The organism is Taibaiella soli, from assembly GCF_003236175.1.
GTDB lineage: Bacteria > Bacteroidota > Bacteroidia > Chitinophagales > Chitinophagaceae > QKTW01.
This window is the reverse complement of the sequence record NZ_QKTW01000027.1, coordinates 3,100-19,858: the sequence shown is the minus strand read 5'-3', so window position 1 is coordinate 19,858 and position 16,759 is coordinate 3,100. Positions and strand designations below refer to the sequence as shown.

Annotated in this window: 15 protein-coding genes; 11 read left to right on the top strand and 4 right to left on the bottom strand. The window is 44.0% G+C overall.

What is annotated here, in order from left to right:
• Positions 1-128 precede the first annotated feature (128 nt).
• Entirely contained in the window at positions 129-896 is a 768-nt protein-coding gene (locus DN068_RS19945; RefSeq protein ID WP_111000713.1) for an SDR family NAD(P)-dependent oxidoreductase, read from the top strand.
• A 154-nt stretch (positions 897-1,050) separates the two neighbouring features.
• Positions 1,051-1,944, top strand: a complete 894-nt coding sequence (locus DN068_RS19940; protein WP_111000712.1) for a helix-turn-helix domain-containing protein — start codon at positions 1,051-1,053, stop codon at positions 1,942-1,944.
• Positions 1,945-2,015: 71 nt separating this feature from the next.
• Here the strand turns inward: DN068_RS19940 and DN068_RS19935 are convergent, their stop codons facing one another.
• Both DN068_RS19935 and DN068_RS19930 read right to left on the bottom strand, forming a co-directional pair.
• The gene (locus DN068_RS19935; RefSeq protein WP_111000711.1) at positions 2,016-2,261 is read right to left on the bottom strand and encodes a hypothetical protein; all 246 of its coding nucleotides are present in this window, start codon (positions 2,259-2,261) and stop codon (positions 2,016-2,018) included.
• Between the two features lie 37 nt (positions 2,262-2,298).
• Positions 2,299-2,844, bottom strand: coding sequence for a cupin domain-containing protein (locus DN068_RS19930; RefSeq protein ID WP_111000710.1), 546 nt, complete (start codon positions 2,842-2,844; stop codon positions 2,299-2,301).
• Positions 2,845-3,174: 330 nt separating this feature from the next.
• Here DN068_RS19930 and DN068_RS19925 point away from each other — a divergent pair, with 330 nt between their 5' ends.
• Positions 3,175-3,996 carry a hypothetical protein gene (locus tag DN068_RS19925; RefSeq protein WP_111000709.1) on the top strand — a complete coding sequence of 274 codons (822 nt, stop codon included), beginning with the start codon at positions 3,175-3,177 and terminating at the stop codon, positions 3,994-3,996.
• 182 nt (positions 3,997-4,178) lie between these two features.
• Here the strand turns inward: DN068_RS19925 and DN068_RS19920 are convergent, their stop codons facing one another.
• Together DN068_RS19920 and DN068_RS19915 are read right to left on the bottom strand one after the other, a co-directional pair.
• Entirely contained in the window at positions 4,179-5,297 is a 1,119-nt protein-coding gene (locus tag DN068_RS19920) for a hypothetical protein (protein ID WP_111000708.1), read from the bottom strand.
• 48 nt (positions 5,298-5,345) lie between these two features.
• Positions 5,346-6,374 (bottom strand): DUF481 domain-containing protein, encoded by a 1,029-nt coding sequence (locus DN068_RS19915; RefSeq protein ID WP_111000707.1) that lies wholly within the window; start codon positions 6,372-6,374, stop codon positions 5,346-5,348.
• Between the two features lie 301 nt (positions 6,375-6,675).
• On the opposite strand from DN068_RS19915, the gene DN068_RS19910 reads away from it, so the two are divergent.
• The 8 genes from DN068_RS19910 (at position 6,676) to DN068_RS19875 (ending at position 16,694) form a co-directional block, all read left to right on the top strand.
• Positions 6,676-7,881 carry a DcaP family trimeric outer membrane transporter gene (locus DN068_RS19910; RefSeq protein WP_207799063.1) on the top strand — a complete coding sequence of 402 codons (1,206 nt, stop codon included), beginning with the start codon at positions 6,676-6,678 and terminating at the stop codon, positions 7,879-7,881.
• A 50-nt stretch (positions 7,882-7,931) separates the two neighbouring features.
• Positions 7,932-8,990: a glutaminase A gene (gene glsA / locus DN068_RS19905; protein WP_243630343.1), complete on the top strand. Its 1,059-nt coding sequence runs from the start codon at positions 7,932-7,934 to the stop codon at positions 8,988-8,990.
• Positions 8,991-9,062: 72 nt separating this feature from the next.
• Positions 9,063-10,391, top strand: coding sequence for a hypothetical protein (locus tag DN068_RS19900; protein ID WP_111000706.1), 1,329 nt, complete (start codon positions 9,063-9,065; stop codon positions 10,389-10,391).
• A 44-nt stretch (positions 10,392-10,435) separates the two neighbouring features.
• Complete coding sequence (locus DN068_RS19895) at positions 10,436-11,527, top strand: amidohydrolase family protein (protein ID WP_243630341.1); 1,092 nt, start codon at positions 10,436-10,438, stop codon at positions 11,525-11,527.
• Positions 11,528-11,971: 444 nt separating this feature from the next.
• Positions 11,972-13,435, top strand: coding sequence for an aspartate ammonia-lyase (locus tag DN068_RS19890; protein WP_111000705.1), 1,464 nt, complete (start codon positions 11,972-11,974; stop codon positions 13,433-13,435).
• A gap of 48 nt (positions 13,436-13,483) precedes the next feature.
• A complete protein-coding gene (locus tag DN068_RS19885; protein WP_111000704.1) occupies positions 13,484-14,539 on the top strand; it encodes a type II asparaginase in 1,056 nt (351 codons plus the stop codon).
• 116 nt (positions 14,540-14,655) lie between these two features.
• Positions 14,656-15,978 (top strand): OprO/OprP family phosphate-selective porin, encoded by a 1,323-nt coding sequence (locus tag DN068_RS19880; protein WP_243630339.1) that lies wholly within the window; start codon positions 14,656-14,658, stop codon positions 15,976-15,978.
• A 329-nt stretch (positions 15,979-16,307) separates the two neighbouring features.
• On the top strand, positions 16,308-16,694 hold the full coding sequence (locus DN068_RS19875; protein WP_111000862.1) for a DoxX family protein: 387 nt from the start codon (positions 16,308-16,310) through the stop codon (positions 16,692-16,694).
• Positions 16,695-16,759: the final 65 nt, after the last annotated feature.

The following is a 16,759-nucleotide window of genomic DNA, read 5'->3' as shown; positions in this document are numbered from 1 at the left end:
ACAACTTGAACGTTACCTGCAAATCACAAAATCAGATATCCGCGATCAGTAAATTGTATAAATCTTTCCGTTAAATGTATAACTGCATACACGCAAATGGCAAGACCTTTGTGTAATAAAATTGATTTATGAACACAACAACCAATCAACCAAAGATTGTATTAGTAACAGGCGGCAGCCGTGGCATCGGAAAAAGCATTGCGTTAAATGCAGCGAAACGCGGACTGGATGTGATTCTTACTTACAACAATAATCAGGAACATGGCGAAGCTGTAGTAACAGAAATTAAAAATATAGGTCGCAAAGCAGTTGCGTTGAAACTAGACACGGCGAACATGGCTTCGGTAATGGAATTCGGCAATATCATTAAAGACGTGCTGCATAAAGAATGGCATCGTGACCAGCTCGATTATCTTGTAAATAATGCAGGCATTGCACAACGGTCGTTGATCAAAGACACCACAGAAGAAATATTCGACCATCTGGTTAACGTCAATTTCAAAGGCGTATTTTTCCTGACGCAACAATTGATGCCGCTGATAGCAGATGGTGGTCAGATCATCAACATCTCTTCCGGACTGGCACGCTTTGCATTTCCGGGCACAGCCGTTTATGGTGCTTTAAAAGCGGGCATCGAAGCATTGACTCGGTATTTCGCCAAAGAATATGCTGATCGAAAAATCCGCGTAAACACTGTTGCTCCCGGAGCTATCGATACAGAATTTGGTGGTGGAAAAGGTGATGAAGCGCATCGGCAGCAGATCGCTAGTCAAACGGCATTAGGCCGCCTCGGCAATGCAGAAGATATTGGATTATTTATAGCATCAATGCTCTCGGATGATAGCCGTTTTGTAAATGCACAACGCATTGAGATCGGTGGCGGAATTATGATTTAGTCGAAACCTTGTTAAAAGGTTAAATTGGTAAAGGGTTAAATCAGTTGTGATTAACAAACTTTGTTGACTTAATTAGCCTTTTAACTCAATTAACCTTTTAACTCAATTAACCTTTTAACCTAATTGACCTTTTAACTACCCAACTCATTAACCAGTGCAGTACACAGATATCAAATCCATTTCAGCATTGCATGAGTTCTTTCACTACGAAAAACCCGTGCATCCGCTAATCACAATCGTGGATCTCGCAAAAGTCGATCGTTCGCATCGAACGAATGGGGCGTCTTACCGGCTGGATATGTATTCCATTGCGTGCAAAAGAATAGAAGGTCAGATGAAATATGGGCGCACCTCGTATGATTTTTCCGAAGGAACTTTAATGTTTACCGCACCGGATCAGGTTTTGACACCGGATGCAGAAAATAAAGTTACCGGCTGGGGAATTTATATCCATCCTGATTTTCTGAACGCCTCTACACGTGGGCGCAAGCTTACCGAATACTCGTTCTTCGGTTATGATGCCAACGAGGCCTTGCATATTTCAGATGCAGAAAACAAAACGCTGGAAGACTGCCTGAAAAATATTCAACAGGAAATCTCGACCAATCTCGACAATCATTCCTACAATCTTATTCTGACAAATCTGGAATTGATGCTCTCCTATTGCGCACGGTTTTACGACCGTCAATTCCTGACACGTGTGAAAGTAAGCAATGATATTGTCGAACGGTTTGAACGATTACTCAGTGATTATTTTGCGCAGGATTCATTGATCGAAACAGGCTTGCCGGATGTAAGCTATTTTGCTTCACGACTAAATGTTTCGGCAAACTATCTTTCGGATTTGCTTACTAAATATACAGGTAAACCAACACTGGAGCACATTCACCTGAAGCTGATAGATAAAGCAAAATCACTTTTGTGGAGCACCGATAAATCGATCCGCGAAATTGCGTATGAACTTGGATTTGAACACGCATCCCATTTTACGAAGCTTTTCAAAAACAAAACAGGCGTTGCACCCAAACTATTTCGGACGCCGCAATGAAGATTAGTTGAAGTAAATGGTTCAAAAGGTTGAATGGTCGAAATGCACGTCAACCTCAGCCATTTTACCAATTAACCTTCACCAGTTACTAATTCCTGATACAACGCATGAATATGAATTGCGAATAGCGTCAGTAGTTTGTGATCGGTGTTATAAGTCCGGTCGATTACATGGCTTTGTGCATCGCCAACCTGTGACATAAAATATTCTTCGACGCCGAAATGTTGCAATACAGTAGCCAATTCAGTAAGTATCTTATCAAGATCAGGTTGCACCTGTCCGTCCGTTTGTTCAGGCTTTTCATTCGTTTTCATCATTCTTCTTTTTATGGTGAATACCTTCCTTAATACATTTTCAATCTTTTAGTTTGCCCGCCCTGTTCATCCGTTTATTAGCCCGCCAGATAGAAGGCAATCCATCTTGCAAACCAGTAACCGGATCCGTATCGGGAACAGGCACCGCGGCAATCCTTTGATCCACCCCTGGCCGTTCGCCCGGCATCCCTTTATTGATATCGAAATTGCGTCCGTTGGGATAACCGCCAATGCAGATAACAGCTTTTTCTTCGCCCATATTTCTATGCGCCACACCTGCGGGAATTACCAACACATCGCCTTTTTCAAGCAATATATCTACGCCGTCCGGACCTCCCAACTGCACATGTGCACTACCCTTTATCACACCAAGCACTTCATGAGCTGTACTATGATAATGATTGAACGTATAAATTCCATGACGCCAGTTATTGGTCCAGCCGTGTTTGCGAAATAGCTTTTTCAAAGCAATTCCGCCAAACAACGCTGGTATCTGAAACGCCTGTTTATACAGTAATACTGGCAATTCACTATTAGGAAAAATGCCATCGTCCTTCAGGAAAATAGTTTTCGGAATTATATTCATGGTGATCAGGTTTCAGGCAATTGCCTTCCATATAACTGATAAAAAATGTGCCGCCGCAATCCGTATTTCTAAGCTGCAGATGTCTTTTCACATCGTAAAAACACTTGCACACATGGGCTTTCGTTTCTTCTCAACCTCGCGTTACACTGCGTTATTTGAAGATTATTTTTTTTAAATAAATTATATTAATAATATAAAAAGAATTAAATTAGGTAACGGAATAAGATTGCAACTATAAACGACGCCACTAACTCAAACCTATACCATTAGGTGGACCGTATTGCGACAGAAGTACATGCAGGCAATTTCTAACACATCAAACGCACCAATATGAATAATGAATCCGTCCCTCGGGAAATTCTATTTTCTGCCGGAGCCATCGAGAGTCAATTGCAAAAAATCTACAGACACCCCGTTCTGGAGGAAAGCCCCATTCTCAAAAAATTTTTATCCTTCATCGTTCATGAAACACTTGAAGGCCGGTCTGTGTACCTTAAAGAATATACGATCGCTGTGAATGTGCTGGATCGTCCGGCAAGTTTTAATCCGCAGCAAAGCTGTGTGGTGCGCATACACGCGCGCAGACTCCGGGATGCCTTGCAGCAATACTACATGGATTCAGGCAGCCGGGGAGACATAATCATCTCCATTCCGAAAGGGAAATATGTTCCCAGGTTTGACGCACCGATTTCTGCCAATCAATCTTACGTTACTTCCAAAAAAGTGGCGCCTTTGACGCTCGATAAAAATATTTTCAAACCGACAATTGCTGTTTGTCCCTTCAGCTGCATGCCCGACAATCTCTATGCACAGCAGTTTGGCGATAATCTTTGCCTTGAGTTATCTGCATCACTCTTACATTTCACATCACTATCAGTGATCGCATATCAGGCCACACGGCATATCTCCGGCAATCACCTCGACATAAAAGAATTTAACAGCGTGATGAACTGCCGCTATCTGATCTCTGGCGGTATACAGACAGTTGGAGAAATGATGCGACTGAATGTACAACTGATCGAATGCGGGAACTATAATCAGTCCTGGGCAGAAATCTACGAGTGTAAAATTTCCAACGCTAATATATTTGAATTGCAAGACACCATCTGTCGTCATATCATTGAAGGTGTAGGACCGTTTATTGGTCACTGAACTTCTTAGTAATTGATGATTGAGATAGCACCGATATCTTAGCAAATAACAAACTCCTTTATAAAAAATCCCATCCACATGAAGCGGATGGGATTTTTGTTTTATCATGTAGCATACTATTTTCCCAACATGAGGTCCGCCACGAGCAGTCGCGCAAAGACTCCCCCTTCAGGAGTTCGGGGTTAGAAAGGGAATCTATATTGCAACCCGCCAATAAATTGCTGACGAGAGCCTAAGAAACCATATTCCCCACGAATCATCCAACTTTTATTAATTTGAAATTGTGCCCCAACGATAAAGTTCCACTGATCCTTTGGTCTTTTATCAAGAGAGTACTGCACCGTAGAACTTTCGGCATTGCCAATAGTTGTAGAAGCCTGGTTCAGCACGTCAGTAGCTTTGCCCAGCGCTACATTAGCGGCATCATGTTTTGCAATATTCGACGGTTTTTTCTGTTCTGCTGCCGAAAGACCATCCCACCAGGTGTCTACAGATTCCTGTGCACCGCTGACTTTCTGCATACTTGACTCGATTTTGCTCCCCCATTGATCAGTTGGAAAAAGGTCGGAAACATTAAGCGAACCGGAAGTATTATTAGCCATCTGCACACGGAAGCCACCAGCCCATAATGCGATCTGACGATCTTTCTTTTTAAACTTAATGTTCTTGCCCAGACGCGGACCAAAAACAAATACATAAGCCGGTTGATCCAATTCACTGATATCAGTCCAGGTGAAATTCATATCCATCGCAAGGAAGAAGCCGCCAATCCCGATCGTAGGTGTCAAACCAAACCCAATCGTAGTTGCGCTAAAGCTTGCTTTGGTGGAAAAATCGGTGATCTTTTTATACTTACCTGTACTGTCCGGTACCCACATGCCACAGTTTACCGAAGTAGAAGCAGCAGATTGTGCGAACACCGCATAGACATTTAAAAACGGAAACAACCAGATGTCCGGCCTGATGTTAGCACCGCTGGTTTGGGTTTTGGCACCATCGAAACGAATTACATTATCTAAGTTCGTTTTAGGACCGTTGTTGAAACCAATCTGCAGATTGTCAATGATGATATCTGACTGCTGCCATACATACTGCACGCTGAGACCCGCAGAATACGGCAAGCTAAATCCCTTCGCCATCGCTTTCTTACCCCATATGGGCAATGCATGGTTATATTGAAGCGCCTCCAGACTATCCTTCATCAGTGCATCCTTACCAATGTCTTTATTGGTTGCGTACTGACCAAAAGCTACCGGAATTGTTCCTAGCAGGAAAGCGAGTGTACTGTAAACGATTTTCATACTCTTATGATTTAGCGTTAGTAATCGGTTTGTTTATCCGGAAAGCTATCAGAACTTATAAGTGATGCCGTAAGTAGCACCATAGTCGAAAGTCTGCGAGCCTTCTACGGGCGGTTTGCTATCGTAGTTGTTATAAAAATTAAGGGTGAACTTCAAATCTTTAATCGCCTCATAACTTAGTGTTACGGTACCATCGTTACGAAAACGCCCTAATTCCGACAGGTTGTAATAAACTGTCTGCGCTATCGTAAGACTTATCTTCGGCTTGATGAACCGGAAGAAATTGAACTCAAACTGCATAAAGACTTCAGCGAGCGTTCCTGATGTTTCATTGTCCGTATTTGTTTCCTGATTGAGCACCATGCCGCCACGGTACCAGGCATAGAGGCTCTTCTTGGTAAGAAATTTTTCACCGGCGCCCAGACCTTCTTGTATACGACGAAGCATACTTAACTCCAGGTTACGCTGATAAGCGCCAAGTATCGTTCCGAACCAGACCGGACTGAAATAGTGATTGAACTTGAGCGACCAGTCTTCACGGTCGCGATTAAAAAGCGTGTCCGTAATCGAATAGTTACCGGCGAAAGCGAATCCAAGTTCCTGTTTCCGTGCCGTATAAAACAGTTTATTGTCGTAGTTCACATTACCCACGCTGCTCGACTTCGTATAGTTAAAACCAAGACTGAGGTTGCCGGAGAATCGCTGCATAAACGCATCGCGGTAGGCATACAAAACCGAAATTTCAACCACTGCAACTGCTATTGAATCACCTCCGGACACTACTATAACTTCGCCCTCCTTGCGAGAAGGATAAATATTGCCATAGTAGACATCGTGCCGGATCGTTTCTACCCTGAAAATCTTCGTTACAGCAGTCATCGTTCTGATATTTCGGAGCTGAATGCTCGCAAGTATTATGTTATCAATGTCAAACTTTACCAGTCCAAGCTTCACTGTTTTCATTTTCCCGATCACCATCGTCCCGTTTTTAAAAAACAGGGTATCCCGTATCAAAGTCTGTGCCGAAACCTTTGAAAAAAGAAGGATAACCAGGAAAAAAATAAGCAGCTTTTTCATACCCTGTTTTCTTCTGCCAGCCTAAAATTGATTTTACACATTAATATATAAAAGATTATATAAATCTATGTAGACATTTTGTGTACACATCCCATTTAACGGTTAAACACGGCGATTAAGCATAAACATATTAAATAATAAAATACATTTATTACATCAATTTGTAAACGCGACTGTTACGAAGAACCACAGATACAGACGACGATAAAAGCTTTCGGATTCTATTCTGCTCCATTAAAAACACAACACACATTCAACTAACTGTTCACGCACATTTTTAGGTAATTGTCAAAAACCTTTTATGAAAAAAATACTACTGTTTCTTTCCGCACTTACTACCGGGATCACTGCCGTAACGGCACAGGACGAAGAAAGAGCGAAAGCTCTGGAAGTTTATGGTTTTGTAATGACAGACATCGGCTACGATTTTAAATCTATTAACCCAAACTGGTACGATGCGATGCGGGTAACCAAACTCCCTACATACGATGGTCAATATGGCCCGGATGGCAAAGTATTCTTTAGTGTACGTCAAACACGCTTTGGCGTAAAAGGCTGGATACCGACGCCTAAAGGTGATGTAAAAACCGTTTTTGAATTTGATATGTTTGGTGTGGGCGTTGATGAAGGACAAACTACGATGCGTTTGCGCCATGCCTATGCAGAATATGGGCGATTCCTCGTTGGTCAGACGAACAGTCCGTTTATGGATGGTGATGTATGGCCAAATACAGTGGAATACTGGGGCCCAACCGGCATGGTGTTCTTCCGCAATATTCAGATCCGTTATGCGCCGGTAAAAGATGCAAACAACCAGGTGTTTGTTGCATTGGAACGTCCGGGTGCAAGTGCTGATCAGGGAACGCTGGATACACGTACGGAACTGGATAGCGTTAAAGGACACTTTCAATTGCCAGACTTGTCTGCACACTATCAACGCAGCGGCAAATGGGGTCATGTGCAACTCGCCGGTATGTTGCGCCAGATCAAATGGCAAGACATACACACAGGCGGCGGATACGATATCAGCGACAGTAAAATTGGCTGGGGCGTACACCTGAGTACCGTAATCAACCTCGGAAAACACGATGTATTCAGAGGCTCACTGGTATATGGTGAAGGCATCGAAAACTATATGAATGATGCGCCCACTGATCTCGGCGTAGAAGATAATCCCGGTAATCCGAACAAACCAATTACTGGTAAACCATTGCCAATCACAGGTACACTCGCCTATCTCGATCACACCTGGAACAAACATTTTGCTACCGCAATCGGATATTCCAGCTCTTATGTACAAAACACAGATTTTGCTTCGCCAAGCGCCTACAAAATGGGACAGTATGCCAGCGTAAATCTGGTAGCTACTCCGTTTAGCAATGCAATGATCGCGGCAGAACTGCAATGGGGCGAACGTACCAGCTTCAATGGTTATAAAGGTGACGATGTAAAACTGCAATTCTCATTCAAGTACAACTTCTCGGCAGCGCTCTATCGTCATAATTAAAAGAACCGCAATCGCCATCAAAATTTAACCTCACAACAAAAATCAACACAATGAAACGCATACCATTTCTCATCACCGTTTTATGTGCGGGGATTATACTGACCTTCGAAGTCAACAAAAATGTATTTGCCAAGAATGACAAAGGCGCGGCAACCTCATCAGACATGTCTATGTCGAAGGCAAGCATAGAATCCGCAATGGATAAGGCTTACACCAACAACAAAGATGTGAAGGAAGGTAAAAATGCCGATTATATCAAAGAGCTGGCGGCCGTAGATCCAAACATCTTCGGTATTGCTTTAGTCACTACAGACGGACAAGTTTATACTAAAGGGGATATCAGCTCCCGGGTTTCGATCCAGTCAATTTCCAAAGTATTTACATTAGCGCGCATCATCGAAGAACTCGGCCCGAAAGCTATTATGGACAAAATCGGTGTAGACGCAACAGGGCTCCGTTTTAATTCGATCGTTGCCGTAGAAGAACATAAAGGAAAAGAGATCAACCCACTGGTAAATCCAGGCGCTATTGCCGCGGTAAGCCTTATCAGTGGTACTGACTCTGCTACTAAATGGCGCCACATCCGGGAAATACATGATGAGTTTGCAGGTGAAAGACTGGAAGTAAACATGCCGGTGTATATCAGCGAAGCGGGCGACAATCTCCGCAATCAGGCAATTGCACACTTACTGCTGGCTTATGGCAGAATGTATTTTGATCCGGTACAGTCAACAGATGTTTACACCAAACAATGTGCGCTCAATGTAAACGCAAAGGACCTGGCAGTGATGGCTGCAACGCTGGCAAACGGTGGCAAAAACCCTGTTACCAAAAAAGTAGTTGTATCGCCATCTACCACAGCCTCTACGCTTGCTGTTATGGCCACTGCAGGTCTGTACGATGATTCAGGACAATGGCTTTATATTGTTGGTTGCCCAGGTAAAAGCGGCGTAGGCGGTGGCCTGATTGCTGTTTGCCCCGGCAAATTTGGTATTGCAGCAATTGCACCTCCGCTGGATGATGCAGGCAATAGTGTGAAAGCTCAAAAAGCGATCGCTGATGTGGTGAACGCACTGCGCGCCAACCCGTATATGATCCAACCCAAATAAACCATAGGCAGACCTATGGGCTGTGTGAAAAGCGATACAGCCATAGGTCTGCCTTTTTAAATTCACAACGTCATGACCCAAACTAAACGATTACTCAAATTAGCGCTGCTGTCGGGTCTGCTGCTTGGCCGACAAAATTCAAAGGCACAAGCTTTGGTACCTCAGGTACTGAAAACGGATAGTACAGTTGCCGGTGTTGACCACTCTTATCCCAATGAAGCTTCTGGCGAATTCACTCCTGGCAAAGGTTTTGACCTGGTACGAACCAAAGCAGGCAGTCTCAACATTAGCCTTTATACAATGGTCCGGTATCTGAATCAGTTGCCCGGCCAACAAACCTGGCAAGATCACCTTGGCCGCGATCACGACTTAACCGGCAGAAACGATATCTACTGGCACAGATCCATGATTTGGTTTTCCGGTTTCCTGCTTACACCAAAACTCCGATACACTGCTACGGTATGGACCATCTTTCCTACACAGCAAACATTGGTGTACGGTAATCTCCAATATCGTTTCAATAAATACCTGACCATCGGCGCGGGTGTACTGCCCAATATGTCTGTAAGATCTATGCAGGGACCATTCCCATTCTATCTCTCTACAGACCGCACGATGGGTGAAGAAAGCCTTCGCGCAGGCTTCACCAATGGTGTCCGGGCAACAGGCGAACCACTGAAAAACTTTTACTACACCTTGTTTGTCGGTGATAACCTGAGTATCCTTGGCGTGCAAGCCTCCAGACTGACCCGTTTCCTTTCAAGTGGTGTGGGTCTGATGTGGATGCCGACAACTGGTGAATACGGCCCTCGCGGCGGTCTGGTAGATTTTGAAGTTCACGATAAAGTATCCACACGTTTTGGTGCCAACTACACACACTGTCGTGATAACCGTTTCAACAACGTAGGACAACCTTCTCCCGATAACACGCAAATACGCTTAACCGACGGCGTGCTGTTCTTTGAAACAGGTGCACTGGCAGATGGTGTTACTGTTCAGGAAGCGAACTACGATATGGTAACTGTAGATGCAGGTTTCAAATACAAAGGGCTCAATGTACAGGCAGAAATGTATAATCGTTATCTCACAAAAATTGATGCTGACGGACCATTGCCGCTTTCTTCTATACATGATATTGGCTACAGCTTACAGGTCTCACAAATGGTTGTTCCAAAAGTACTGGCACTGTATGCGATTCATTCTTATTTCTTTGACCAGTTTAAAAGACACCCTTGGGAAATTGGTGGTGGTGCAGATATCTACCCTATGAAAAGCAGAAGCTGGCGCCTTAATGCGCAGGTACATTATGTGTACAAATCTTCTGCAGGGGGCACTTTTGGATTGTATAACGCAGGACAAACAGGCACTACCATTACTGTCGGCACAGATGTTTTGCTCTAAGTCATAACCGATCTATTCAATCATTCCTATTTTAATCAAACGCTATGGTCTTCACAAAATTTGCAAATAAAGTTTGTCTTCAGACAAAAAAGACCTTAAAGAAATCACTGCTGCTGATGGCGTTCAGTCCCGCACTGGCGCTGGCGCAGAAAGATACGTCCTGGTTTTATGATTCACATTTTCATCTGACGAATTATATTCAGGAAGGCATTACACCGCAGCAATTCCTCACCATTATGGGCAATCGTGTAGGCCGGTCTACTTTGTTTGGCATTCCGCTGCAGCAACAATGGTCCTATGGTAACTCCGGTGATTTTGCACCGACTTATTATCTCGCCAGTGATGCACCACTTTACTATTATTCATTTACCGATGCTTACATCGCAATGATGTATCGTTCCCTTACAAAGGAGCAGCAGAACCGTTTCGATCCTATGATCACCGGCTTCAATCCTACGGATATGTATGCCGCTGATCATATCAAACGAGTGCTGAAACTCTTTCCGGGTGTTTTTTCTGGCATTGGCGAATTTTCCATTCATAAAGAATTTGTATCCTCAAAGATTGCCGGAGAAACAGCGTCACTCACCAATCCTGCACTCGACCGCATTCTCGACTTCGCAGCAGAAGCCGGTTTAGTAGTGATTCTGCACAATGACATCGACATGCCGTTTCCAAAAAATGGACAGCAACCATACCTGATGCGCCAGATATATGAGCTGTTTAAAAGACATCCAAACGCCACGATCATCTGGGCACACTGTGGTCTGGGGCGCATTGTACAGCCAGTAAAAGATCAGGTGCGGGTGATAGAAACAGCCCTCGCGGACCCGGCGCTTAGCCATCTGTACATCGATATTTCGTGGACTGAAGTAGCGAAGTATGTGACTTCATCTCCTGAAACCATTAAAAATGTAGCAGCACTGATCAATAAATATCCCGATCGCTTTTTATTCGGTACAGATGAAGTTGCACCGGCCAATCCTGATCAGTATTACAACATCTATTACATCTACAAAGACCTGTTCAAACAACTGACGCCAGAGGCAAAACAAAAATTGCTCACGGGCAATTACAAACGCTTGTTTGATAACGCGCGGACCAAGGTGCGCGATTGGGAACGGAGAAATCCGTAAATCTCCCTGGCCCTTCAAGGAAGAATCCCCAATGCGAGACATCGACAATACTATGGCTTATTATATTTCAAAGACTGCTCGTGGAGCAGTCTTTTCTGTTTGTTGAGCGACCTTTCTGACTTCCTTCCAGCGGATGCGGTCTCCGAACCATTGCCCACTCGCGCTGGTCACCCTGACGAAGGAAGGGTCCCGCGAAAACAAAGACCATATTCCGCGGGACTTCTCCTATCGTCGAAGTGACAAATGCAAGTGAACAGCTGACGGCTTTTCTACCTGCATTATCTGGAGACGTAGCATGCTACGTCTCTACCCCCGGCATTTAACCGTAAAATCATTAAACCAATCAACTTCTATTACAATTATTTAAAATATAAATATTTACTTTTGTAACAACTGACGTTTCCGTGTCGGCAAACAATTTTTCAAAGATTAAACTTCTATAAAATGAAAAAAATTACGTGTTTGCTCTTGACATTGGCGGTTATCACACACACCAATTCCTTATTTGCGCAAGCCACATCTACGCGCACAGAAAAAGATCTGCTGGGAGAAAAGAAAATTCCTTCCAACGCATATTATGGTGTACAGACCGCACGTGCCTTAGAAAATTTTCAGGTAAGTGGTGTTCCCACCAAATTCTATCCAGATTATGTAAGAGCCTTTGCGATGGTAAAACTGGCTGCTGCACGTGCCAATGCAGAAGTGGGGCGACTCAAACCAGAGAGACTGGCAGCTATCGAAAAAGCCTGCCAGGCGGTAATAGATGGCAAGTATCACGATCAGTTTCTGGTGGATATGTATCAAGGTGGTGCGGGTACGTCGGCCAATATGAATGCGAATGAAGTACTCGCTAATATAGCGCTTGAAATGAGCGGTCATAAAAAAGGAGAATACCAATACATAGAGCCACACGATGATCTCAATATGGGGCAGTCTACAAACGATGTATACCCAACAGCAATACACGTTGCTTTATTGCTGCACAATGATAAAGTGATCAAAGAAGTGCAGGCATTGTCTGCTGCTTTCCATAAAAAAGGTGACGAGTTTGCAAACATTCTGAAAATGGGTCGTACAGAAGGACAGGACGCTGTGCCAATGACTGTAGGCCAGGAATTTCACGGATTTGGCAATCAGCTCGATGCTGCCATTGAAGCGCTGAGAAAATCAGAAGCCTATCTGTACGAAGAAAACATGGGCGCCACTGCCATTGGTACTGGTATTACAGCTTCGCCCGGATACGCCGAAAAATGCGCGGTACAGCTGGCAAAAATCACCGGCAAACCGATGGTGCTTTCACATGATCTGATTGCAGCAACCAGCAGCATGCAAGCTTTTGTGATGTACTCCGCTTCACTGAAAAATCTGGCTGTTACATTATCCAAAATCAGCAGTGATCTGATCTTCCTTGCTTCAGGTCCGCGCGCTGGTATTTTTGAAATCAATCTGCCTGCTTTACAACCCGGTTCTTCTATCATGCCAGGCAAAGTAAATCCTGTTATGCCTGAATTGATGAACTGTGTATGCTATAAGGTAATCGGCAATGATGTAACGGTTACTATGGCTTCTCAGGATGGCCTGTTACAACTGAACGCGTATGAACCAGTTGTTGCTGTTGCGATTATGGAATCACAAGGTCTGTTCTTTAAAACAATACCATTGTTCCGCGCAAACTGCATTGAAGGCATTACTGTCAATCAAAAAGTGGTAGACAATTATATCAACCGGAGTGTAGGTATCGTTACTGCACTGAATCCTGTATTGGGTTATGAAAAGACCACTGAGCTTGCCAAAGAAGCGCTGCAAACCAACAAAGGCATTCTGGAATTGATCCGCGAAAAGAAATTATTAACCGAAGACCAGATCAAAAAACTCCTCGACCCTAAAGAATTGACAACAGTAAAATAATTTAGCGTCTAATTCACCACATTCCATTTCATCCAAAAAAAAATCTTTATGAAAAGTATCGTTTATGCACTGCTGTTTTCGGTAATGACCGTAAGCGCTTTTGCTCAAAATAATAAACTGCCAAGGGTAAAAATTCTTGCTACAGGTGGTACAATTGCGGGTGTAGGCAATTCTGCAGACCGCGCAGGATACAAAGCGGGCGCACTTCCTATCGATGAACTTCTTAATGCAGTGCCTGAAATACATAAAATCGCCAATGTTACCGGCGAACAAATTTCCTCTGTCGGCAGTCAGGATATGACGATCGATATCTGGAAAAAACTGGCTGTACGCATCAACGAAATATTTGCAAAAAATGAAGCCGATGCCGTAGTCATTACACACGGTACCGATACACAAGAAGAAACTGCTTACTTTCTTGACCTGACTACCGCTCATAAAAATGCAGTAGTGATCACAGGTTCTATGCGTCCTGCAACTGCTATCAGTGCCGATGGCCCAAAGAATCTCTACGACGCGGTAGTTGTAGCTGCAGATCCAAATAGTAAAGGTCGCGGCGTACTCGTATCATTCAACGAAAATATTTTTGATGCACGCGATGTCGTAAAAACAAATACCACACAACTGGATGCATTCACGGCTCCAAACGGTGGCCCTATCGGTCAGATCTACGACGGTAAAGTGCAATACTATTTCACTTCTATCCGCGAAGTGAATGTGAATACACCGTTTAAAGTAACAAACAGCACACAAATGCCACGCGTGGATATCGTTTATATGTATGCTGATGCTACGCCCGATCTGATCAACGCATCTGTAAACAGTGGCGCAAAAGCTATTGTGATTGCGGGTGTGGGCAACGGTAATTTCAATAAAGCCTACATGGATGCAATTACTGCTGCAATAAAAAAGGGCGTAGTTGTATGCCGTGCTACACGTTGCGTAAGTGGCCGTGTGGTGCTCGAAGATGAGGTAGATGATCATGCGCTCGGCACTATTGTAAGTGATGATCTGAATCCCCAAAAAGCCCGTGTATTACTGATGCTGGCGATGGCAAACACGAGCGACAAAGCCCAACTACAGAAATACTTCTTCCAATACTAAGGTCTTCATCATTACCGATGAACATCTGGTTGAATGCGCTGGGTTCATGTGCGTTTGCCCGGCGCTTCTTCCAGATGAACGATCACTTAATCTGATGAATCCTAACTGCTTTTTGTATGAAGCCGGACAAAAAAAGTCTGAAGGGTTTTGCTGCGATCTTAACGATGGCTGCAGCTATGGCATTGATGCCTTCGTCACTGCACGCACAGACTGATTCTGTAAAAAAACTACCAAACGGTACCGAAGGACTTTTCTTCTACGCAAAGCCAATTGACACCATTCTGGAAAATAAAAAGAAAGAACTGGAGCCTAATGAATTTGTTGGCACCTACTCTACTTTCCGCATCGGCATTGGTTATATCGGCGACTATACAGCCTATTCCGAAAGCAGCACGTTTAAACGTCAGATGGATTCTGCAAACGTAAATCTGACACCTCATTACCAAACGAGAGATTTCCGCGTACTGGCCAGCGGTCGCTTTCTAAAAAGCAAAAGATACCTCGCCTGGAAATTTGCCTACATGTACGACGGTGATAAAAACATATGGCTGGTACGCGAAACAGGTATCACCATTGGCGTACCCGAACTGTTCGGTAATATTTTTATCGGTCGTACCAAAGAAGGCTTCTCGATGGTCAAGGTTATGAATGGCCACTCCGGTATCTCAAACGAACGCCAGATGGCATTAGATCCAATCCCGATCCTGGCTGATGGTATCAAATGGATGGGTTATATGCCCAAAACCCGCATCTTTTGGAACCTTGGCTACTTCAATAATGTCACTGCTAAAAATCAAAGCTTCGCTACGTTTCAATGGCAATATGTGGCCCGAATTGGCTGGATGCCGATCAACAGACCGGAAGATAAAACGATCATACATCTTGCAGTCAATCTACGTTACGGCAAACCGAAAGATGGTCAGTTCGCCATTAAATCAAGACCAGAATCCAACCCCACCCCACAGCTGATTAATACAGGCACCTTTGCTGCCGACCATTCCAGTCATTTAGGCTACGAAGCATTCTTTACGAAAAATCGCTTCACCATTGGTTCCGAAGCAATGGTGCATAATTTCTATTCTAAAGATTCGGGCAATCACAGCTTTGCCGGCGGCGATATTATGGTCAGCTTCTTTTTCACTAAAACGAATCGTCCTTACAACACAACCGGAAGTATCTACGGCTTTGTACCGGTGAAGAAATCGATCTTTCATCATGGCATTGGTGAAATTGAAGGTGTATTGCATCTCTCTACGTTCAATCTCAACAACGGCAATATTCAAGGTGGTCAAATGACCCGTCTCACACCGATGATCAACTGGTATATGACCAAATTCCTCCGCACAGAATTCATCTATGGCTACGGCATCCTCGATCGCTACGGCATGAAAGGAAATGTCAATTTCTTTGAAACAAGGCTGCAGATTACGCTAATGTAAAAACCAAACACCCCTAGCCCCTGAAGGGGAATTCCTCCGCGAGGTGTATTTCTCTCACGACGGCACAACGGCGCAAACTCCGAACGCTAAAAGCCCAAAGCAGAAGGTCGCGTTCGTAGTGCCGCCGCGAGCAACCCCTATACTCGCGCTGGACGCCGTGCAATTGTGAGACAAGCCCATACGAAGCACACAAAGACGCCCATTCAGGGGATGGGCGTGTCCGTTTCACAGTTTGATTTGTCCGCTTCGGGAGAAAAGCGCTGGTGTACCATCTGTTTCTGATGCAGCTTTGTGTCATCAATCACAATCAATCACAAAAAATAAAAGTTATGACACAGAAAACAACAAACATCATCTACTGGACAGGCACCATCCTCACCGCTCTTTGGTTTGGCGCAAGTGGTCTTTTTGAACTCACAGGCAATCCTGTAGTATGGGACATCACGGTAAAACTCGGTTATCCTGCACATTTCATTTATCTGCTTGGCGTATTCAAACTTTCCGGCGTAGCCGTGTTACTCATTCCTAATAAACTATTACGCTTGAAAGAATGGGTATTTGCCGGTGTTTTCTTTGACATCACTTTCGCATTTTTCTCTAAGATTGCGATACTCGGATTTGCTGCTACTATTGATGCTATTGTTGCGTTCGCAATGGTAACAACAACTTATCTGATGTTCCGGAAACTGTATCCAAATCTTCAAAAGGCTGCGTAATTGTAGTTTTGCTATATAGTAAAGTCCGCTCCAACGAGCGGATTTTTTTTATCTCGCAACGCACA

Bases quoted from the DNA above. Each gene is read 5' to 3' on its own strand.
- DN068_RS19945 (WP_111000713.1), top strand. From the start codon at position 129: ATGAACACAACAACCAATCAACCAAAGATTGTATTAGTAACAGGCGGC.
- DN068_RS19935 (WP_111000711.1), bottom strand. From the start codon at position 2,261: ATGATGAAAACGAATGAAAAGCCTGAACAAACGGACGGACAGGTGCAA.
- DN068_RS19930 (WP_111000710.1), bottom strand. From the start codon at position 2,844: ATGAATATAATTCCGAAAACTATTTTCCTGAAGGACGATGGCATTTTT.
- DN068_RS19925 (WP_111000709.1), top strand. From the start codon at position 3,175: ATGAATAATGAATCCGTCCCTCGGGAAATTCTATTTTCTGCCGGAGCC.
- DN068_RS19920 (WP_111000708.1), bottom strand. From the start codon at position 5,297: ATGAAAATCGTTTACAGTACACTCGCTTTCCTGCTAGGAACAATTCCG.
- DN068_RS19915 (WP_111000707.1), bottom strand. From the start codon at position 6,374: ATGAAAAAGCTGCTTATTTTTTTCCTGGTTATCCTTCTTTTTTCAAAG.
- DN068_RS19910 (WP_207799063.1), top strand. From the start codon at position 6,676: ATGAAAAAAATACTACTGTTTCTTTCCGCACTTACTACCGGGATCACT.
- glsA (WP_243630343.1), top strand. From the start codon at position 7,932: ATGAAACGCATACCATTTCTCATCACCGTTTTATGTGCGGGGATTATA.
- DN068_RS19900 (WP_111000706.1), top strand. From the start codon at position 9,063: ATGACCCAAACTAAACGATTACTCAAATTAGCGCTGCTGTCGGGTCTG.
- DN068_RS19895 (WP_243630341.1), top strand. From the start codon at position 10,436: ATGGTCTTCACAAAATTTGCAAATAAAGTTTGTCTTCAGACAAAAAAG.
- DN068_RS19890 (WP_111000705.1), top strand. From the start codon at position 11,972: ATGAAAAAAATTACGTGTTTGCTCTTGACATTGGCGGTTATCACACAC.
- DN068_RS19885 (WP_111000704.1), top strand. From the start codon at position 13,484: ATGAAAAGTATCGTTTATGCACTGCTGTTTTCGGTAATGACCGTAAGC.
- DN068_RS19880 (WP_243630339.1), top strand. From the start codon at position 14,656: ATGAAGCCGGACAAAAAAAGTCTGAAGGGTTTTGCTGCGATCTTAACG.
- DN068_RS19875 (WP_111000862.1), top strand. From the start codon at position 16,308: ATGACACAGAAAACAACAAACATCATCTACTGGACAGGCACCATCCTC.